19 protein-coding genes and 1 tRNA gene are annotated in these 19757 nt (G+C 45.6%); 17 read left to right on the top strand and 3 right to left on the bottom strand.

What is annotated here, in order from left to right; all coding sequences use genetic code 11:
- Positions 1–36: 36 nt before the first annotated feature.
- From prmC to hemA, 3 genes are read right to left on the bottom strand one after another with little or no spacing between them, the layout of a single operon-like run.
- Positions 37–912 carry a peptide chain release factor N(5)-glutamine methyltransferase gene (gene prmC, locus QCB45_RS10640; RefSeq protein WP_279420988.1) on the bottom strand — a complete coding sequence of 292 codons (876 nt, stop codon included), beginning with the start codon at positions 910–912 and terminating at the stop codon, positions 37–39.
- Between the two features lie 27 nt (positions 913–939).
- Positions 940–2028, bottom strand: a complete 1089-nt coding sequence (gene prfA / locus QCB45_RS10635) for a peptide chain release factor 1 (protein WP_279420987.1) — start codon at positions 2026–2028, stop codon at positions 940–942.
- 59 nt (positions 2029–2087) lie between these two features.
- On the bottom strand, positions 2088–3359 hold the full coding sequence (hemA, locus tag QCB45_RS10630) for a glutamyl-tRNA reductase (protein WP_279420986.1): 1272 nt from the start codon (positions 3357–3359) through the stop codon (positions 2088–2090).
- Positions 3360–3574: 215 nt separating this feature from the next.
- Between hemA and QCB45_RS10625 the strand changes: the two genes are divergently transcribed.
- The 17 genes from QCB45_RS10625 to miaB all read left to right on the top strand — a co-directional run bounded on the left by QCB45_RS10625 (position 3575) and on the right by miaB (position 19647).
- A complete protein-coding gene (locus tag QCB45_RS10625) occupies positions 3575–5353 on the top strand; it encodes a tetratricopeptide repeat protein (RefSeq protein ID WP_279420984.1) in 1779 nt (592 codons plus the stop codon).
- Positions 5354–5476: 123 nt separating this feature from the next.
- Positions 5477–5551: transfer RNA gene (locus QCB45_RS10620), tRNA-Gln, on the top strand.
- Positions 5552–5604: 53 nt separating this feature from the next.
- On the top strand, positions 5605–6561 hold the full coding sequence (locus QCB45_RS10615) for a ribose-phosphate pyrophosphokinase (RefSeq protein ID WP_279420982.1): 957 nt from the start codon (positions 5605–5607) through the stop codon (positions 6559–6561).
- A 259-nt stretch (positions 6562–6820) separates the two neighbouring features.
- Positions 6821–7405 (top strand): 50S ribosomal protein L25/general stress protein Ctc, encoded by a 585-nt coding sequence (locus QCB45_RS10610; RefSeq protein WP_279420980.1) that lies wholly within the window; start codon positions 6821–6823, stop codon positions 7403–7405.
- Between the two features lie 50 nt (positions 7406–7455).
- Positions 7456–8031, top strand: a complete 576-nt coding sequence (gene pth, locus QCB45_RS10605; protein ID WP_279420978.1) for an aminoacyl-tRNA hydrolase — start codon at positions 7456–7458, stop codon at positions 8029–8031.
- 34 nt (positions 8032–8065) lie between these two features.
- Positions 8066–9157, top strand: a complete 1092-nt coding sequence (gene ychF, locus QCB45_RS10600; RefSeq protein WP_279420976.1) for a redox-regulated ATPase YchF — start codon at positions 8066–8068, stop codon at positions 9155–9157.
- 234 nt (positions 9158–9391) lie between these two features.
- A complete protein-coding gene (gene rplM / locus QCB45_RS10595; protein WP_279420974.1) occupies positions 9392–9820 on the top strand; it encodes a 50S ribosomal protein L13 in 429 nt (142 codons plus the stop codon).
- A gap of 13 nt (positions 9821–9833) precedes the next feature.
- On the top strand, positions 9834–10226 hold the full coding sequence (gene rpsI / locus QCB45_RS10590) for a 30S ribosomal protein S9 (protein ID WP_279420971.1): 393 nt from the start codon (positions 9834–9836) through the stop codon (positions 10224–10226).
- Between the two features lie 277 nt (positions 10227–10503).
- A complete protein-coding gene (locus QCB45_RS10585; protein ID WP_279420969.1) occupies positions 10504–11508 on the top strand; it encodes a porin in 1005 nt (334 codons plus the stop codon).
- Between the two features lie 164 nt (positions 11509–11672).
- The gene (locus tag QCB45_RS10580; protein WP_279420968.1) at positions 11673–12152 is read left to right on the top strand and encodes a hypothetical protein; all 480 of its coding nucleotides are present in this window, start codon (positions 11673–11675) and stop codon (positions 12150–12152) included.
- A gap of 110 nt (positions 12153–12262) precedes the next feature.
- Positions 12263–13240, top strand: a complete 978-nt coding sequence (locus QCB45_RS10575; protein ID WP_279420966.1) for a hypothetical protein — start codon at positions 12263–12265, stop codon at positions 13238–13240.
- Positions 13231–14112 (top strand): type II secretion system protein, encoded by an 882-nt coding sequence (locus QCB45_RS10570; protein ID WP_279420964.1) that lies wholly within the window; start codon positions 13231–13233, stop codon positions 14110–14112. Before QCB45_RS10575 ends, QCB45_RS10570 begins: the two co-directional genes overlap by 10 nt.
- Complete coding sequence (locus tag QCB45_RS10565; RefSeq protein WP_279420962.1) at positions 14109–15593, top strand: type II secretion system protein; 1485 nt, start codon at positions 14109–14111, stop codon at positions 15591–15593. The genes QCB45_RS10570 and QCB45_RS10565 overlap by 4 nt, the downstream gene beginning before the upstream one ends.
- Positions 15594–15609: 16 nt before the next feature.
- A complete protein-coding gene (locus tag QCB45_RS10560) occupies positions 15610–16215 on the top strand; it encodes a response regulator (RefSeq protein ID WP_279420961.1) in 606 nt (201 codons plus the stop codon).
- Between the two features lie 47 nt (positions 16216–16262).
- Positions 16263–17348, top strand: a complete 1086-nt coding sequence (locus QCB45_RS10555) for an ATP-binding protein (protein ID WP_279420960.1) — start codon at positions 16263–16265, stop codon at positions 17346–17348.
- A 126-nt stretch (positions 17349–17474) separates the two neighbouring features.
- Positions 17475–18026, top strand: a complete 552-nt coding sequence (locus tag QCB45_RS10550) for a prepilin-type N-terminal cleavage/methylation domain-containing protein (RefSeq protein ID WP_279420958.1) — start codon at positions 17475–17477, stop codon at positions 18024–18026.
- Between the two features lie 208 nt (positions 18027–18234).
- Positions 18235–19647 carry a tRNA (N6-isopentenyl adenosine(37)-C2)-methylthiotransferase MiaB gene (gene miaB / locus QCB45_RS10545; protein WP_279420957.1) on the top strand — a complete coding sequence of 471 codons (1413 nt, stop codon included), beginning with the start codon at positions 18235–18237 and terminating at the stop codon, positions 19645–19647.
- Positions 19648–19757: the final 110 nt, after the last annotated feature.

Raw genomic sequence — 19757 nt, 5'->3', positions numbered from 1 at the left:
ACGTATTTTTGAGTTTATACAGGATTTGACCTGGTGCTATGGGCGTTGTCCGAGCGTGATGCGCGGGTTTCCGCCGTAATCTTGTTTAGTGGTCACGTTTTGGTAGCCGTGCTCTGCAAACAGCTGTCTCACCGTCTTCCCCTGATTGTAACCGTGTTCAACAATCAACCAGCCTTGCGGTTTTAGGAATGAACAGGCCTGCTGAATAATGATTTTCAAGTCATCAAGTCCGTCATGTCCTGCGGTTAGGGCGCTGATCGGTTCAAAACGCACATCTCCTTGTGACAGGTGTTCATCTTCCTCTTCGATATAAGGAGGATTGGAGACGATTAAGTCAAATTGCATTTCGGCATCGATACTCTCAAACCAGCTACTTTGTTTGAATGCAATATCGAGTTGATGAGCTTTAGCATTCTGTTTTGCCACTTCGAGCGCTTTTGAGCTTAAGTCGACTGCTGTGACCTCACAGTGCCGGCATTCGGATTTGAGTGCCAGTGCAATCGCGCCGGTTCCGGTTCCTAAATCCAAAATCCGAAAAGTGTGGCGCTTTTCGGATTCTGAGCAGGCCTGTTCATTTTCTGCGAGCTTCTCTAAAGCGGTTTCAACCAGAATTTCGGTATCGGGGCGTGGAATCAGAGTGTCCGGGGTGACTTTTAAAGCCATTCCCCAGAATTCGCGTTCGCCGATCAGATGGGCAACCGGGTGGCCGAGAAGACGCTGTTGAAGTAGCTGTTCAAAACAGTTTCTATTTCCATCATCCAAGGTGTTTTCAGGCCATGTGAATAGATAAGTTCGCGTTTGACCAAGGCAATGCGCCAAGAGCAACTCAGCATCCAGTCTAGGACTGTCGCTGATCGCCTGCTGATGGATTTGGCTGCTGGCCGTATCGAGTGCCTCTTGGATGGTTTTCACGAAGCCTTGCCCTTAAATTTTTGAGTATCAGCTTTCCGAGCTTAATGCGGCAAGCTGTTCGGCCTGATATTCATTGACCAGAGGATCGATGACCTGTTCCAAGCCGCCGTTCATGATTTCGTCTAACTTGTACAGGGTCAGGTTGATGCGATGGTCGGTCACGCGTCCTTGCGGATAATTATAGGTTCGAATACGTTCGGAGCGGTCACCGCTTCCAACCAGGCTTTTACGTTCCTGGGCGATTTCGCTTTCATGAGCCTGACGCTTTGCATCCATGATACGCGATGCGAGCAGGGACATGGCACGGGCACGGTTTTTATGCTGTGAACGTTCATCCTGACACTCCACTACGGTTCCGGTCGGAATGTGGGTGATACGAATCGCCGAATCGGTTTTGTTGACGTGCTGACCACCTGCACCGGATGCACGGAATGTGTCTACCTTGAGGTCGGCAGGATTCAATTCAACTTCCTCGACATCCGGTGCTTCCGGCATAATTACGACCGTAGCAGCGGAAGTGTGGACGCGTCCCTGAGTTTCGGTTGCAGGAACGCGCTGTACGCGATGTGCGCCCGATTCGAATTTGAGTTTTGAGTAGGCGCCGTCACCGATGATACGTGCGATGATTTCTTTGTAACCGCCGTGCTCACCCTCTTGGGAGTTGATAACTTCAACCTGCCAGCGTACTTTTTCGGCATAACGGCTGTACATGCGGAAAAGGTCGCCGGCAAAGATGGCGGCTTCGTCTCCACCGGTCCCGGCTCGAATTTCCAGGAAGATGTTGGCGTCGTCATTCGGGTCGCGAGGCAGTAGCATGGTCTGAAGTTCCACTTCCAGATCAGCTAGCTGTTTTTCCAGTTGCGGAAGTTCTTCCTGTCCCATCTCTTTTAAATCGGGATCGCCGGATTTGATCATGTCCTTAGCTTCTTGCAGGTCACCTTCTGCCGTTTCGTATGCATTGAAGGCATCGACGACCGGAGTAAGTTGCGCATGCTCCTTGGTGAGGGCGCGGAATTTTTTCTGATCGTTGATAACGTCCGGGTCGGAAATCAGTGCGTTGACTTCGTCCAGGCGGTCTACCAGGTTTTGCAGTTTGATTCGAATAGAGTCTTTCACGGGATTCTCAATGTTTCTGTTGACGGGATAACGTCGGGTTATACGGGAGTTGTTCGCAGCTATTTATGTTGTGCGTCATCGGACAATAACAAGGTTCTTGCCGATTCAATCAGGTTGTTCTTTCCGGACAGGCCTGCCTGATGCAATTGCTTGGTCGGAGTGTGCAGCAGTTTGTTGGTCAATTGGTTGGCCAGTTTCTTGATCACTTCTTGAGGGTCGGCACCTGTTTCAAGTTGATGCAGGGCTTGGTTCATGGCCTGGTCTTTGATTTCCAGACAATGTTGGCGATATTGTTGGATCAACGGGTTGACCTGCTGAATCGCACTCAATTGGGACATAAAGGTTTCCGCCTGGACATCAATGATCTCTTCGGCTTCCAGTGCAGCCGTCTGGCGGGATTGTTTATTGTCTTCGATGATTTCGTGCAAATCGTCGACCGTGTAGAGGTAGACGTCTTCCAGTTCATCGATGCTGGCTTCTATGTCACGCGGGACTGCAATGTCCACCATGAACATTGGACGATTTTTGCGGCGCTTCAGAGCCGGTTCCACTTGCGCTTTTTTCAAAATGGCATCCGGGCTTCCGGTCGAACCAATGACCAGATCTGCTTCATGCAGGTGATCCGGTATTTCATCCAGTTGGATGGCGTAGCCACCGACACTTTCGGCCAAGGTATGGGCGCGTTCCAAGGTGCGGTTGGCGATAATCAGTTTGCCGATTTGGCTCTCTTTCAGGTGGCGGGCAACCAGTTCGATGGTTTCTCCTGCGCCGAGCAATAGAGCAGTCTGTTCAGAGAGGTCGCCGAAAAACTGTTTGGATAGAGTGACGGCAGAAAAAGCGACAGACACCGGGCTGGAGCCGATCGCCGTATCGGTTCTAACCTGTTTGACCGTTCTGAAAATGTGCTGGAACAGGTTTTCTAATGTGTGATGGATGCTGTCGGCTTTGTGTGCTAAGTTATAAGCGTCTTTCACCTGTCCGAAAATTTGCGGTTCACCCAGTACCAATGAGTTCAGTCCGCTGGCTACGCGCATGATATGCTTAACGGCATCAATATCTTGATAGTTATATAGATAAGGGGTTAAAGCGTTTTCCGGTTGTTCGAAAAAGGCATCGAGCCAGGTTTGGATGCTTTTCGTAGCATCGGGTGTTTTAGGCGTGCAATAAATTTCAGTTCGGTTGCATGTAGATAAAATGATACACTCTGAGACTAATTGCTTATTTTTAAGTTCGGACATCGCCGAAAGCGCCCGTTCTGGAGTGAAGGATACGGTTTCACGGATGTCGACCGGTGCGGTCTCGTGATTAACGCCAAGAGTAAGTAGCTTCATAATCGAGTGGTGTACCGTAAAAATGTTCCAGAGCGAATTGCGACCAAAGAGGCGTAATTCTGCTAAATTATGGGGTTAATTGCAAGTTTTTATAAGGATTTTGCCCGGTTTTAGATGTAAGGTATTCTGTTCGGGGGCTTGTGAATTCTTATATTTTAAGGGCTCCGAACAGGAAAGCCGATAATGTATTTAAACAGTTTTATTGGAAGGTTTTGGTGAGATTGAATATTAATAAGTGGTTAGCGTTTATGGGAATGCTGACACTGACGGCATGTTCGACGATGGGTGTGCAGAATTCTGCCGAAGATTCTCAAGAGGCGTCTACTCCTCCTGCGCCGTTTGTGTCGGCAGAAGATGAGACGACATTAGAGGGTGAGGAGCTCTCTGCGCAGTTAATGTATCAAGTGTTGGCTGCTGAAGTGATGGTGGCGAAGGGCTATCCGGCAGACGCTTATGATTTGATTTATCCACTGGCCGTTAAAACCCGTAATGTTGAGTTGGTTAAGCGGGCTTTTGAATTGTCCATGGCGACTTATGATGAAGGGAATGTCGAACAGTCCGCCAAGCTTTGGCTGGAAGTGGAACCGAAAAATCCGACTCCTTGGCGGGCAGCTTATTTGATGTCATTGCGTGCCGGTAAGGTTCAACAGGCTATTGAACAGTGGCAGGAGTACAGAAAGCGGTCAACGATGGATTTGCAGCAAGATGTGTTGTCGGCCGCCCAAAGGGTGGCTCGTGCCGCTGAGGCAGAAGCCGCTTTGCAGTTTTTCGACCATGTTGTGAAAACGTATCCGGATGTTTGGCAGGCCTATTATGGCGAGGGGTTTCTGGCTGTTCAATTTGATAAGCCTGAAAAAGCGGTCCCTATGCTTGAAAAGGCGTTGGCGTTGCTGACGGATTCCGAGCGTGAAAAGACGGCCGCACTGATTTATCAATTGCTTTCCAAAGCTTATTTGCAATTACCGTCTCCACAGCTGGGACTGGCCGGCTTAAAAACTTATCTCAAGGAAAATCCGAAGGATTGGTTGGTTCAGGAGCGAATGGCCCGGCTTGAGGTAAAGGCAGAAAAATTTTCAGCGGCGGAGTCGCGATACAAGATGATTCTCAAAGCCAATCCTGAGGCGACAACTTCGAGATTGTCGCTAGCCTTGTTACAGATCGAGATGGAAAAGTTCGATAAGGCCAGGAAGAATCTTGAACAGGTTGCGGTGCAGCCCGGCTATGAATCGGTCGGTTATTATTATTTAGGTGTGTTAAGTCAAGAGCAGGGGCTGTTTGACGAGGCCTTGTCGTTTTATGCAATGGTCAAGCAAGTACCTTATTCGGTAGATGCTCAATTGCACCGTGCCGAAATTCTGTTTGCTACTCAAGGTTTGAATGAAGCCTTGGCGGAATTGGATAAGATTGAGAGCGAAGATTCTGCAACCAAGGTTAAGGTCTTGAGAGCGAAAGCGATTTTTTATCGTGCCAGTAATATGTTCGAAAAATCGATTTCGTTGTATGACCAGGCGATTGAAATGGATCCTAATGATATTGAACTGTTAATGGCTCAGTCGGTGATATTTTACGATTTGAAACGATTTGATGGTTATGAGATAAACTTGAAACGTGTTTTGTCTTTGCAGCCGGATGAAGTCGAGGCATTGAACGCATTAGGTTATTTCTATGTTGAGCAGGGAGTTAAATTAAACGAGGCGGAAGCCATGTTAAACAAAGCCTTGCGCTTGGCACCTGACAGTTATTATGTGTTGGATAGTGTCGGCTGGCTGGCTTATCAACAGAAAAAATATCAGCAAGCGGTTACTTACCTTAAAAAAGCATTGTCTATTAAATTGGACGAAGTGGTCGTGATGCATTTGGTTTCCGCCTTGTGGCAGACGGGTAAAGTCGATCAGGCTCAAAAGCTTTGGGAAAAATACCGGGTACAGTTTTCAAAAAATGCTGAATATCAAACGCTTATTGAACGACTGAAGGCTGGAGAGGCGATTCACTAGTCTTGGACGGTTAAAAAGAAGCTGTAAAAACTGAAAATAACCTAAAGAAAAAGTAAAAATTAGCTTGAATTCCGGAAAAATAAATGGATAATACGCACCTGTCTTTAACGACAGAGATATTAAAGGGCTGTAGCCAAGCGGTAAGGCATCTGGTTTTGATCCAGTGTACCGCAGGTTCGAATCCTGCCAGCCCTGCCAATATCCTTCCCGAATTCCCCAAGTCATATTATCCTCGAACAGGAGCGCCTTAAATGGCTAACAGAAATGTCATGATTTTTGCGGGAAACGCAAATGTCAGTCTTGCAGAAAAAATCTCCCAGTATTTAGATATTCCTCTTGGTAAAGCCGATGTTGGCCGTTTTAGCGATGGCGAAATCATGGTTGAGATAAAAGAATCTGTTCGTGGACAAGATGTCTATGTTTTGCAGCCGACTTGTACTCCTGAACCTGCTGTTAATCTGATGGAAATGTTGGTGATGATTGATGCGCTTAAGCGAGCTTCAGCAGCACGTATTACAGCCGTAGTTCCTTATTACGGTTTTGCGCGTCAGGATCGTCGTCCTCACTCGGCGCGTGTTCCGATCACTGCGCGTCTTTCCGCCGATATGATCACTGTAGCTGGTGCTCATCGCGTCATTACTGTGGATCTTCACTCGGATCAGATTCAAGGTTTCTTCGATATCCCGGTTGATAATATTTACGGTTCGCCTCTATTAGTTGAAGATATGCAGAAGAATTGTGACTTGGAAAATGTCACGATTGTGTCTCCTGATATGGGTGGTGTGGTTCGCGCACGAGCTGTTGCCAAAGCGGTTGATGCGGATATGGCGATTATCGACAAGCGTCGTCCAAAAGCGAATGTTTCACAGGTTATGAACATTATTGGTGATATTGAAGGTCGCGACTGTATCATCATTGATGATATGGTTGATACCGCGGGTACTTTATGTAAAGCGGCTGCGGCATTGATGCAACGAGGCGCTAAAAGCGTTTCTGCTTATGTCGTTCACGCGGTTCTTTCTGGCCCTGCGGTTGAAAACATTAATGGTTCTGTTCTGAAAGAATTGGTAGTCACTGATTCGATTCCGGCTACGGCGGAAGCGATGGCTTGTGAGCGTATTCGTCGCGTAAGCATCGCCGGAATGCTGGGTGAGACGATCCGCCGTGTTCACCAGGAAGAGTCGGTAACGGAATTGATGCACCACTAATTGGTTACTGCTTCGAATTCGAGAAAACGCCCCTTTTGGGGCGTTTTTGCTTTTTAGAGATATGGAATACAATTGAAGTGCTTGAATTTAATATAAAAAGCTGGAAAAAAGCCTTTTTTTGAGTATAATTCTCGCTTCCCTTGCGTTTGGTCGCGAAACGTAAGATTTATGAATTGGCAGTCTTTGAATATATGAAGGTACGGTAACCGATTGATTTACCGGCTATTTATAAAGATTGTCGTTATTGGAGTATAGAAAAATGAGCCAAAATTGGACAGCAGAAATCCGTTCGGAAGAAGGGAAAGGTGCGAGCCGCCGCCTTCGTCGTGCGGGTAAAGTACCAGCAATTATTTACGGCGCTGATAAAGATGCGGTATCGGTTGCTTTTGCACAAAACTTTGTAAAGCACGAGTTTGAAAATAGAGACGTTTTCAACACCGTTTTGACAATCGATGTTAACGGTGGAGAGACTGAAACATGTGTTGTTAAGGATGTTCAACGTCATCCAGCAACTGGTGATGTTTCTCACATCGACTTGCAGCGTGCTTCTGATAACAATCAGATCACGAAAACTGTACCGTTCAACTTCGTTGGTAAGGCTTCTGCGCCTGGTGTGAAGATGGGTGGTATGATGACGATTCTTCAGCCTACTGTTGAAATTCGTTGTTTGGCTAAAAATCTACCGACAGCTATTACAGTTGATGTTTCTACAATGGAAGCAGGTGCAAGCTTGCGTTTGTCTGAGTTGGCGTTGCCTGAAGGTGTTGTAATCACAGCATTGACTCACGGTAATACTGATTACGACCAGTCAGTTGTGAACATCACTAAGCCAAAACGTAAGTAAGGATTTATTGATTCAATTCAATAAAGACTTGATTGTTTGAGAGCCGGCGTATGTCATCTGTTCAACTTATTGTAGGCCTGGGTAATCCGGGCGATAAATATGACCAGACTCGACATAACGCCGGTTTTTGGTTTGTGGAGGAAGTAGCCAGACAGTATGGTGTGGTATTTCGTCCAGAAACCAAATTTCTTGGCGAAGCGGCTCGTGTGCAGTCTGCCGGTTTAGATTTCTGGTTGTTAAAGCCGGCCACATTCATGAATCGTAGTGGTCAATCGATCCAGGCCTTGGCAAACTTCTATAAAATTCCCGTTGAATCCATTCTGGTTGTTCATGATGAACTGGATTTGGAGCCTGGTGTCGTCAAGCTCAAGAAAGGGGGCGGTCATGGCGGCCATAACGGTTTGAGAGATATGATCGCGGCTATGGGTAAAGAATTTCTGAGATTGCGCTTGGGAATTGGTCATCCGGGGCATCGGGATCAAGTAGTCGATTATGTCTTGAAGTCACCTTCTAAAACGGATCGCCAGAAAATCGATGACGGAATTTATGAAGCGAGCCGGGTGCTTCCGGATTTGATCAAAGGCGATCTTCAGAAAGCGATGCATCAGCTTCACACCAAATCTTAATACAACGCCCTCTATATTCTTAAGGAGACACTCAATGGCAATTAAATGCGGAATCGTTGGCTTACCTAACGTTGGAAAATCGACATTGTTTAATGCATTAACGAACGCTGGGATCGAATCTGCTAACTACCCGTTCTGCACGATTGAGCCGAATGTCGGTGTTGTGCCGGTTCCGGATCCGCGTGAAGACGCGCTGGCAGAAATCGTAAAACCGGAGCGTGTATTGTCCGCGACGGTCGATTTCATGGATATTGCCGGCTTGGTTGAGGGTGCCTCCAAAGGTGAAGGACTTGGGAATAAATTCTTGGCCAATATTCGTGAAACCGATGCGATCGTCCAAGTAGTGCGTTGCTTTGAAAACGACGATATCGTGCATGTCGCCGGTAAGGTTGATCCGTTGAGTGACATTGAAATCATCAATATGGAATTGGTGTTGGCGGATATGGAATCGATTGAAAAAGCGATTCAGAAAGTACAGCGTGTTGCCAAAAGTGGCGATAAGGAAGCTTCCGCTCGTTTGTCCGTGTTGGAAAAAGTCCAGAAAGAAGTTGAAGCCGGTAAGTTGGTGCGCCTGATTGACCTGAGTGATGATGAGCGCAAGCAGTTACAGGACCTTCATCTATTGACCATCAAGCCGATGATGTACATTGCCAATGTGAATGAAGACGGCTTTGAGAATAATCCATATTTGGATGCCGTTGAGAAGTTGGCTAAAGAGCAGGGTGCAATTGTTGTGCCGGTATGTGCAGCAATCGAATCTGAAATTGCTGAGTTGGATGCGGAAGATAAGGCCGACTTCCTAGAAGAAATGGGGCAAGAAGAACCAGGTTTGAACCGAGTGATTCGCGCCGCTTATAAGTTATTAGGCTTGCAAACGTATTTTACGGCCGGTGTAAAAGAAGTGCGTGCTTGGACGATCAAGGTCGGAGCAACTGCACCGCAAGCAGCTGGTGTTATTCATACGGATTTCGAGAAGGGCTTTATTCGTGCCGAAGTCACTTCTTATGAAGATTTTGTTGAGTATAAAGGGGATGCCGGAGCTAAAGCAGCCGGTAAGCAACGATTGGAAGGGAAGGAATATATCGTGCAGGACGGAGACGTAATGCATTTCAGATTCAATGTCTGATCGAATTTAACTTGGCAGGCCTGCTTGGTTTTGGATTTTAACTGCGTAAATTGATGGAAAATTTATGCATAAGTGATTGAAACCATTTGAACTAAGCAGTATAATCCTTGCTCTCGTTAATCCTTCCCCCTTATTGCCCGTTAAAACAGTAAGTGGATTGATCGGACTTAACGTAAATCGTTATAGAACGATGGATCTTATGGATTTGGATTATTTAAATTTTAGGAACAAATTATGAAAACATTTGTTGCAAAGCCAGCTGAAATCAAACGTGACTGGTATGTTGTGGATGCTGAAGGTAAAACTTTGGGTCGTTTAGCGGCGGATATCGCTTCTCGTTTACGTGGTAAGCACAAGCCGGAATATACTCCTCACGCTGACTGTGGTGATTACATCGTTGTTATCAATGCAGACAAGGTTGCAGTAACTGGTAACAAGCGTAAAGATAAGATGTATCATCACCACACTGGTTATGTTGGTCATCTTAAGTCTACCAACTTCGAAAAGTTGATCGATAAAGCACCTCAGCGTCCAATTGAGTTTGCAGTAAAAGGAATGTTGCCTAAAGGTCCTCTAGGGCGTGCAATGTTTAAAAAACTAAAAGTGTATGCTGGAACTGATCATCCGCATACGGCACAACAACCTAAAGCACTTGAGTTGTAAGAGGAATTAGAAGATGGCAACAGAACAATACTACGGAACAGGACGTCGTAAAAGCTCAGTCGCTCGCGTATTCTTGCGTGCGGGGTCTGGAAAAATGACTGTAAACGGTCGTGATATCAAAGAGTATTTTGCTCGTGAAACCGACCTAATGGTTATTAACCAGCCTCTTGAAGCAACTGAAAACCTTGAGAAGTTTGACGCTCACATCACTGTTGTTGGTGGTGGTACAACTGGTCAAGCTGGTGCAGTTCGTCACGGTATCGCTCGCGCATTGGTTGCGTATGAAGAAGGTAACCGTCCTGCATTGCGTGCACGCGGTCTATTGACTCGTGATGCTCGTCAGGTTGAACGTAAGAAAGTGGGTCTGCGTAAAGCACGTCGTCGCCCACAGTTCTCAAAACGTTAATATTTACATATTTTCGCTTTGTATCAAAAACCCGCCTTATGGCGGGTTTTTGCTTTTTAGGCTTGAGTGTTAAAAAAATAATTAAGTTGTAATTGTTAACTTGTTGATTGTTTATGAGTTGAATAAGAGGGATTGCAAATTGTGTTGCAAAAAAACAACATCAAATAATTTTGTAGTTTTTTTGCAAAAAAAAGTTGCGTAGTAAATTTTAATCCAATATAGTCACTTTCAAGTTCACCAGTGGTGGACAGTTTTAACTAACTTAAGGATTGTAAAAATGAAAAAGAATGTAATTGCTCTAGCAATCGCTTCTGCTATCGCAGCTCCTGTTGCAATGGCTGACGCTCCTACTGTTTATGGTCAGATCAACATGAGTATCGATAACGTTACTGACGCTGGTACCTCTGTAAACTCTAACGCTTCACGTATCGGTATCAAAGGTTCTCAAGACCTAGGTAACGGTTTGAAAGCTGTTTACAAAATGGAATGGGAAGCTGACGTAGCTGGTGGTACTAATGCTACTACTACTACAACTACTTTCAAAGACCGTAACGCATACGTTGGTCTTGCTGGTGGTTTCGGTACTGTATTGATGGGTCGTCACGACACTCCATACAAAATGTCTCAAGCGACTGATATGTTCAACGACGGCGCTGGTGATAACAAGCCTCTAGCTGGTAAACTTGGTTTTGGTGGTAAAGGTGGTGAAAACCGCGCTGCTAACGTTCTAGCTTACGTTTCTCCATCTTTCGGTGGTGTTAAGATCGTTGCTGCTGGTATCTCTCCAGAAGCTACTGATACTGCAACTCAAGATACTTCTTTGACTGATGCATACTCAATCGCTGCTATGTACGGTTCATCTAAGAAAGGTCTTTTCTTGTCTGCTGCATACGATAACTTCACTGACAACCTAACTGGTACTAAAGACTACACTGAAACTCGTGTGTCTGCTCAGTACGCTACTGGTGGTCTAGTTGCTAACGCAATGTATCAGAACTTCGACGACGGTGTTACTGGTGATACTGCTACTGAAGGTTCTAACATTCAAGCTAACATCGGTTACACAATGGGTGCTTTCACTCCTAAAGCTAAGTACTCTTCTGTAGACTACAAAATGTCTACTATGAAAGACGCAGCTGGTTTCGGTGTAGGTCTTGATTACTCTTTCGGTAAGAAGACTACTGGTTACGTTGAATACGTAAGCCTAGACAAGCACATGGCTAACAACAGCCTAGCTAAGTCTATGGACACAGTTTCTGTTGGTCTATTGCACAAGTTCTAATCAATTGCTGTCGTAAGACAGTTTGATTAAAATTTTGTCTAAAGCCCCGTCTGTTTACAGTCGGGGCTTTTTTATTGCCTGCAAAAAGCCATTGTTTCTTTTTTGGCTATTCCTACTACGTTATACTTTTCTACTGATTTGATTGAGTTTTAAGGTGTCAGTTTATGTTGAGAGAATGTCAACCTTGTACGGCATGTTGCGACGGTTGGGTGCAAATAAAGGTCAAGGGGTGTGAAGCTTATCCTGGACATCCATGTCCTCACAGTACCGGAAGTGGGTGTGATGACTATGATAATCGCCCGGTTGATCCGTGCCGTAAATTCGAGTGTGCCTGGGTTAAATCCGGTTCCTTTTTACCCGATTCGTTTAAGCCGAGTGAGTGTGGCGCATTGGTTATTGATTCGATTTTGACCTGGCAAGGACTTAAAGTGGATCTGGCTGTTCCGGTTGGTAGAGAGATACCTGAAGAAACATTGGCCTGGTTGATGCAATTTGCCGAGCGTGAGATGAGGCCATTGATTTACCAGCAGCAAGACCCTTCTAGCCCTGCCTTGGAGAAGAATCCTTTGACCCTGGCTTATGGCCCTCCTGCATTCCAGGAGTGGGTGCTTGAGCAGCAAGCTAATAATATAAGTTTATGGTAATAAAAGAAAAATCCCACGAAAGTGGGATTTTTAGTTTATAAGGATTATTCTATACTAATAGTATGGAATAGAGTTTGAGAGTATCATGTAAAACATAGTGAGGTGTTTATATGGATGTATGCCGCAAACAAAATGGATTTGTTTTGATGCTCTTTATTGTAGTAGTGGTGATTGTAGCTGCATTGTGGGTGTCTACTAAACATCAAAGCTTGATTTCCGTTTTCAAGAATGAAGAGTTGGATCAGGAATTGTATGCTTTGAAACAGGTCAGGAAACGGTTGTTGAATTTTGCGACTTTGCAGCCGGAAATTTATATGACGGACTCCGGTAGTGGGAACTTGGAGGGGAGTGATAAGATTCCTGGTGTAGGGTATTTCCCTTGTCCTGATTTGGATGGAGATGGGCAAACGACAGGGGTGGAAGACAACTGTGGGAATCCTCTTCTGCCAGCCTCGGCTGAACCTCAAAAAACAGGATTTGTACCGGATCCTTATTTGAATGTCGGTTTGGGCTCATGTAATGGAGCGGGGGTTTGTACTGGATACGTACCGAGAGAAATCTCCACTTACAATATTTATTTTGCGCCTGCCGGTCGATATTTCTATTTTTTGGATGAGCGTTTTAGCACCCAAAATACCAACTATAACAATGTTGGGGGGGTTGGTCCTAAACGATACGCGCCTTTGTACCCGAACAGGCTTGGAGGTGACCCGTTATCTGCTACGAGTAGTACGGATTCGTTTGACCCTGTGTTAACTTTGAATGGTGTGGGTGGATATGTAGCTATCATTATTGATGCAGGTGATGACGGCTTGGACGCAGCCAATAACGACGGTGATTACAATTTTGTTTCCGGTACTCCGGATTTGAGTGATTCAGAAGGTGCCGATCAGATTGTTGGAATCACTTATGAAGATTGGATTGCCTTGATGGCTCATAGGGTATGCGTTGAAAAAGGACGTATAGAAGGTGTTGATGCCGATTACACCGATATCGATCATGCTTTGCCGCATTGGTATAACGACTATAACGCAACCACTAACCCGAGCGGTGGAAATTGGCGCACGTGGGGGATTGTATGTCCATAAAAAGTCAGAAGGGTTTCTCTTTAATTGAAATTGCACTTGGGCTTTTAATTCTGTCGTTCGTGCTAGCAGGGTTTAATGGTGTATTCGAATTGGTGTTTGATACCGACCACAAGATGGAAGAGCAGCAAAATATGGAGCGTATTGACGATTCGATACAGACTTATTTGTCCGTCAATGCTTATTTGCCCTGTCCCGATACGGATGGGGATGGCGTTGAAAATCGAACGGTTACCAGTGGAATTTCAGTTTGTGATGATCGTGAGGGGACTCTACCGTTTAATGATTTGGGTGTGCCGGAAAAAGATGCGTGGGGGAACCCTTATTATTACAGAGTACACCAGCGAGCTGAAAGCTCTACCTATGTGAACGATATTTGTGAGCCCGCGAGTGTTTTAGGCAAGTCCGGTACGCGTACTAAGGCGAATTTATGGTTATGTCCCGCAACGAACATTTACTACTGTTCAGCCAGTATCACGGCTGGCAGTGATTGCAATGTTTCATTGGGAATATGTAGTGAGCCGTGTACCAATACAACGGATCCAAGGCCTTTGCTTAATTCCACGAAGCCCCCTTTCTTTCATTTGGCGACGCCTCCGTATGGAGGTGTGACCGGCTCTTATAATTTGACGGTCAGTGATGAGGATGGAAACCAGATGGGAGAGGGCGTGGTTGCCGTTGTGGTTTCCTGGGGAGCGAACGGAAATAAGGTAAATCGAAGTAGTTGCAGTGGTGGGACTGCAGACGAACTTGAAAATTGTGATGATGATAGGAATTTTGTTGATACTCAGACGGGAAAGGATAGGGATTTTCTAACCTGGGTCACCGTTAATCAGGCAAAAGTGGCCATAATTGGCACGGGAGAATTTAGATGAAAAAGACAATGGTAAAAAACCTAAGAGGCTTTACCCTGGTTGAGATCGCAATCGTTCTTGCGATTATCGGTTTGGTTTTCGGTGCCGGCTTCACTACGTTGGGTGCTTATATAGACAATGCGAACCAGTCTCATACCATGGGTAATTTGCAGGTGACTAAGCGCGCTATGCTGGACTATGTATTGGTGAACCGTCACATGCCTTGTCCGGATACGGATAATGACGGGGTGGAAAATAGAACTGGTATTGCATGTACTTCCAGTAAGGGAACGGTTCCTTTTGATGACCTTGGCTTGGGCTTTGATGTGACCAGTGATGATTATGGTAACGTGTTCGCTTACGGGATTAATACGGATGCAACGAATGCGGTAGCAATAGTGAATTCGGCTAACTCGGCGAGTTATTTTGGAAACCAAAGTCCTCCGGCGTTTACGTTGCAGACTCCTCCGACAACCGATGTTCCTGCGGTGCCGGAAAGTTACACCGTATGTAAAAAGTCTGCTACCGGGTGCGATATCACACCTAGCAATATTGAAGTGAGCGCGATTCCGGCTGTTATCGTTGCATATAATGAGAATGGCGGTTCAACTTCTTTGACAACCTGTAATGCAGAAACAGGTAAAGAGGCAGAGAACTGTAATAACGACCTGTTTCTATGGAAGAGCTATTTCAATAGGGCGGATTACGACGACCAGATGGTGACGATTTCGGGTTATGAAATCAAACAGCAGATTTTGGATTTGTTGAATAACATCTCTCTGACTTATGATGACTCTAAATATGATGGTTATGATGTCATCATTCGTGGAGATGTGGATAGTTCCAATGACCTAAACGTCGGTACCGGTGAGAACAATGCGTTTTATATCGATGCAGGAACGGATGAGTTCGGTAATCCAGAAGAAGGGAATCTTAATGCAGCTGTTCAGTTGAAGGACGGAGACGATAAGCTTTATGTTACCGCGAACATCGAGGCCGGTGGTAAGGCTGATACAGGTTCTGGTAACGATACCTTGGAAATTGGCGGAAACATTGAAGACGGCGGTGTCGCAACCATGGGGACAGGGAATGACACGCTGATTATTTGGGGTAATGTCGCAGCCAACGGATCCGCTGATTTAGGTGGTGGTAACGATACCTTTACAATCGCAGGCGGTGTACTTTATCGAGGCAGTGTAGACCTTGGTACGGGTGATGATACCAGTACGATCGGCGGTTCTGTTGGTGGTGTTTTAGCTACCGGTTCTGGTATTGATACGATTGTCGTAGAGGGTGATGTTACCGGTACTGTGAAACTTGAAGACGATAACGACACGATTACGGTTCTGGGTGATGTGGTAGGCGGAACCTTGGATGGTGGTGCTGGTGACGATACTTTGTTAGTAACAAGCACACAGGCTGAATGGGATGCGGTCATTGCCGCAGAAGGTGGAACGGTGATTAATTTCGAACACATCTTATACGAACAGCCGGCTCCTTAAGTTGCGAATGGAAGCAATGGGTACTGATTTACTGATTGTCGATGACGATCCCGCTTTACGTGGAATGTTAAGTTATTCTCTTGAAGGAAATGACTTTAATGTAAGCGAGGCGGGATCCAGGCAAGAGGCATTGAAAAAATTGCAGGAGTTTACGCCTTCTGTTGTGGTTTTGGATATGGGGATGCCGCCGCATGAGCACACACCGGATGAAGGTGTCGCAGTGCTTGAGTGGTTGGCAAATAACCAACCTAATATCAAAACAATCGTGCTGACCGGTCAGAATGCAGAATCGGTTTCTTATTTGGCATTGAAACACGGCGCATTCGATTTTCTGGAAAAACCCATTTCTCAAGAGTCTTTATTGCTCGCCGTTCGGCGGGCTTTTTTGTTTTTCGAACAGGCACAAAGGCTTAAAGAACAGGAAGGTGTTCAAAGAGTCGAAATCGATGCCATGATGGGCGAAGGCGTCAAATCCATTCGTAACCAAGCAGAAGAAAAATTGTTGAAGCAGGTATTGGCGGATACTGAGTTCAATGTGCATGAAACCGCCAGGCGTTTAGGTATCAAGCGTGAAAACGTCTATTATTTGATTAAAAAATACGGGCTTCAGCGTGATCAATAGCTTGTCTGTGCTTTTTCGTCGAGAAGACGCGCAAAAGGTATGAAAAAATGGATTTTTTGACCGATTGGGTGTCTTTGAGTTTAATTTCTATTGGTTTGGTTTTGTTCTGGGTGGCTTATTATGTCCGTCGTCAGACCTTGCAGTTGAGCCGTATCATTACCGAACTCTACGAGCTTAATCATAAGGTTGGTCAAGACGCCTTGGATTTTTTTGACCAGGCCTGGCCAATTCTGGATAAAGCGGGAATTTATCAATTACAGGCCAGTATTGAATGGTTTGGCGAACATCGCTTTGAGTCGTTCGGTCATGATGGACGGCGTTCGGCTATTCAAAGAAGTTGTGATGTTGAAACGGAAGATATGCATTTTCAGTTGACGTTCGAATTGCCTGGATACAAGGGTGAAAAAAGCAGTTGGCTGAATTTGGTTGTGACGACGTTCATTCAAATTTTGCAACAGGACCTGGAGCATAAGCGTGCTGAGATTTTGAATTCGCAAAAACGTTTGGAACGTTATCAGATGTTTGTGCAGCACGAGGTCAAGAACATTGCCCAGTTCATTAAATTGTTGAGTGAGCAGGTTGCCGATATTCAGCAGGATTCCGATAAGCTGCGTCTGGTTAACCGTCTTCAGGATACGATGCCGGTTATGGCGCAAAGAGCGACCAATACCATTAGGCAGATGAATCAGCCTTTGCACGAATTCTATCAATCTGATTTGGTTGATCTGAATGCATTGATTGAAGAAGTGCTGTTCATGTATCAATTGCAGGCGGAATTAACCGGCGAGGGAAGTGTAGCCGTTGCCCGGCCTGTGTTATTGGAAGTGTTTAAAAATATTTTGGGTAATTATCGAGACCATCCCGTTGGCGACTGCCCTTTGAGTATTGAGATCGTAAGTGAGAACGATGAAGATGTGACGGTCTATATAAATAGTTGTTTACAAACAAGTAATGGTCAACTTAAATCCGAACGAATGTTTGAGCCGTTCTGGACGACGAGCGAAAGTGGGATGGGTCTGGGGCTGTTCCTGACTCGCGAGTTGCTTAAGCAGGTTGGTGGTGAAATTCAGTTCAAACAGGAAGAAAATCAAGTTTCTTTTGAAATAACCCTACGTAATTTGCCACATTTATAAAAATGTGGTTATATTGTCGTAGAGTAAAAAACTTTTACTCTTTTTTTAAAAAAAGCGTTTGTTATTATAAATTCACCTAACAGGTAAACGGTTATAGAGTGTTTCAAATTTCAAGAGGATGAGAAAATGAAAACTACGCAAACACAACTTCAAAATCAAAAGGGTTTCACATTGGTTGAAATCGCGATTGTATTGGTCATCATCGGTCTGTTGCTTGGTGGTGTATTGAAAGGTCAAGAATTGATCGAAAACACAAAGATCAAAGCGGTGAAAACTGGAGCGGATGCGCTTATGTCTGCCGTTTATGGTTATCAGGATCGTTATAACAACCTTCCTGGTGATGATGCTGATCTTCTTGCAGGTGCTACTCAGGCAGCCGGTAACGAAGATGGTTTGATTACTGCAGCTGAAGCTCCATGGGAGTCTTTGAGATTGGCAGGATTCCTTGCTGGTTCCGGTGCTGCTGCTCCTGAGAATCCATTTGGTGGTACGACGACTCTTCTATCTGTCACGAACGGGATTCAGATTTGTCAAGGTGGTTTGACACAAGAGCAGAAGCAGCTTGTAGATACTAAATATGATGATGGTGATGGTACAACAGGTGTGATTGTCGAGGGTGGCGCTGCTCCATCGGCAACGTATGCGACTGCTGCAAGTACAATTTGTATCACTTACTAAGATAATCTGAAGCGGAAATTTCCGCACCAGTCAGATGATTCTTTAAAAGCCCGCCTATATGGCGGGCTTTTTTTATTTTTACGAAAAGTCATCGAATCGTTTTTAGGGTTTTCTAAAACTCTGTGTTAGAATACGCGACCTTAATTTTTATATAATATTCAGTTACATAGCTTTATAGCGAAACCTTATATTGAGTACGGAAAATAGTATGTCGCAAACCTCTCCTTTTACTGGCGGACTTTACGTGATCACCTACGGTTGTCAGATGAACGAATACGATTCTGACAAGATGGCGAGTTTATTGGAAAAAACCCACGGCTTGAAGTTGGTCACGGAGCCGGAAGAGGCTGATGTGGTGCTGATGAATACCTGTTCGGTTCGTGAAAAGGCCCAGGAAAAGGTGTTTTCCGAGTTGGGTCGTTGGGCCAAATGGAAGCAGGAAAAGCCGAATCGCGTCATCGGGGTTGGTGGTTGTGTGGCTTCCCAGGAAGGCCAGGTGATTCGACAGCGTGCACCAAGTGTGGATGTGATTTTCGGGCCACAGACCTTGCACCGTTTGCCGGCGATGATCGACGAAGCATTGGCGATGCGCGGCGATGAAAGCATTAAAAAGAAAAAGGCCGTTATCGACATCTCGTTTCCTGAAATCGAGAAGTTCGATAATTTGCCTGAGCCGGAAGTTAGCGGCGTTTCTGCGATGGTGTCGGTCATGGAAGGGTGTTCCAAATATTGCACTTTCTGTGTGGTGCCTTATACGCGTGGTGAAGAAGTCAGCCGTCCGTTTGAGGATGTGATGCATGAAATCCGTTCTTTGGCTGAACAGGGTGTTCGCGAAGTCAATTTGCTTGGTCAGAACGTCAACGCTTACCGTGGTGAAATGCCGGATGGCGAGATTGCGGATCTGGCGGTTCTGATGCACGCGGTCAGAGCCGTCGAGGGCATTGACCGTATCCGTTTTACGACGTCGCATCCTAACGAGATGACCCAGAGCATCATCGATTGTTATGCGGAGATTCCAGAGCTGGTGTCACACTTGCATCTGCCGATTCAGTCGGGTTCCGATCGTGTTTTGGCATTGATGAAGCGTAACCACATGGCGCTTGAATATAAGTCGACGATCCGTAAGATCCGAGCTCTGCGTCCGAACCTGAGTTTGTCGGGTGATTTCATCATCGGTTTCCCGGGTGAAACCTGTGACGATTTCAAAGAGACTTTGGCTTTGGTTGAAGAACTTAAGTACGACCGTTCGTTCAGCTTCATCTACAGTCCACGTCCGGGGACTCCGGCTGCAAGCTTGCCGGATGAAGAGCCGATGGAGAAGAAGAAGCGCCGCTTGTATGCATTGCAGGAACTGCTTAATAAACAGACCGCTGAGATCAGCGAGGGTATGATTGGAACGGTTCAGAGTGTACTGGTGGAGCGTTTATCGCGTAATAAGTTTAATGAAGTGGCGGGCCGTACCGAAAATAACCGTGTGGTGAATTTCGAAGGTTCACCGGAATTGATCGGCCAGTTTGTGGATGTTGAAATCCTTGAAGCATTGCCTAACTCCTTGCGCGGAAAATTGGTCGCAACGCCGGAAGCAGATAAACACGTTGCGCCACAATTTCATGCGTTGTAAACTTAGTTTCATCGTTCCGTAGATCACAGTCGGTCATATAATTTTCATGCAAGCGTTATTATTTATTTGAAATAATAACGTTTTTTCATTTTTTAGCTCCGAGAGTCACT

It is taken from the genome of Thiomicrorhabdus sp. ZW0627, from assembly GCF_029767005.1.
Classification (GTDB): Bacteria; Pseudomonadota; Gammaproteobacteria; order Thiomicrospirales; family Thiomicrospiraceae; genus Thiomicrorhabdus.
The sequence above is the reverse complement of the archived record's forward strand: the minus strand, read 5'-3'. Positions and strand labels throughout refer to the sequence as shown.

Excerpts from the sequence above, each read along its gene's own strand:
- QCB45_RS10580 (WP_279420968.1), top strand. The coding sequence starts at position 11,673 with ATGTTGAGAGAATGTCAACCTTGTACGGCATGTTGCGACGGTTGGGTG.
- QCB45_RS10555 (WP_279420960.1), top strand. The coding sequence starts at position 16,263 with ATGGATTTTTTGACCGATTGGGTGTCTTTGAGTTTAATTTCTATTGGT.
- hemA (WP_279420986.1), bottom strand. The coding sequence starts at position 3,359 with ATGAAGCTACTTACTCTTGGCGTTAATCACGAGACCGCACCGGTCGAC.
- rplM (WP_279420974.1), top strand. The coding sequence starts at position 9,392 with ATGAAAACATTTGTTGCAAAGCCAGCTGAAATCAAACGTGACTGGTAT.
- QCB45_RS10560 (WP_279420961.1), top strand. The coding sequence starts at position 15,610 with ATGGGTACTGATTTACTGATTGTCGATGACGATCCCGCTTTACGTGGA.
- ychF (WP_279420976.1), top strand. The coding sequence starts at position 8,066 with ATGGCAATTAAATGCGGAATCGTTGGCTTACCTAACGTTGGAAAATCG.
- QCB45_RS10550 (WP_279420958.1), top strand. The coding sequence starts at position 17,475 with ATGAAAACTACGCAAACACAACTTCAAAATCAAAAGGGTTTCACATTG.
- QCB45_RS10575 (WP_279420966.1), top strand. The coding sequence starts at position 12,263 with ATGGATGTATGCCGCAAACAAAATGGATTTGTTTTGATGCTCTTTATT.
- QCB45_RS10565 (WP_279420962.1), top strand. The coding sequence starts at position 14,109 with ATGAAAAAGACAATGGTAAAAAACCTAAGAGGCTTTACCCTGGTTGAG.
- QCB45_RS10610 (WP_279420980.1), top strand. The coding sequence starts at position 6,821 with ATGAGCCAAAATTGGACAGCAGAAATCCGTTCGGAAGAAGGGAAAGGT.
- miaB (WP_279420957.1), top strand. The coding sequence starts at position 18,235 with ATGTCGCAAACCTCTCCTTTTACTGGCGGACTTTACGTGATCACCTAC.
- QCB45_RS10585 (WP_279420969.1), top strand. The coding sequence starts at position 10,504 with ATGAAAAAGAATGTAATTGCTCTAGCAATCGCTTCTGCTATCGCAGCT.
- rpsI (WP_279420971.1), top strand. The coding sequence starts at position 9,834 with ATGGCAACAGAACAATACTACGGAACAGGACGTCGTAAAAGCTCAGTC.
- pth (WP_279420978.1), top strand. The coding sequence starts at position 7,456 with ATGTCATCTGTTCAACTTATTGTAGGCCTGGGTAATCCGGGCGATAAA.
- QCB45_RS10570 (WP_279420964.1), top strand. The coding sequence starts at position 13,231 with ATGTCCATAAAAAGTCAGAAGGGTTTCTCTTTAATTGAAATTGCACTT.
- QCB45_RS10615 (WP_279420982.1), top strand. The coding sequence starts at position 5,605 with ATGGCTAACAGAAATGTCATGATTTTTGCGGGAAACGCAAATGTCAGT.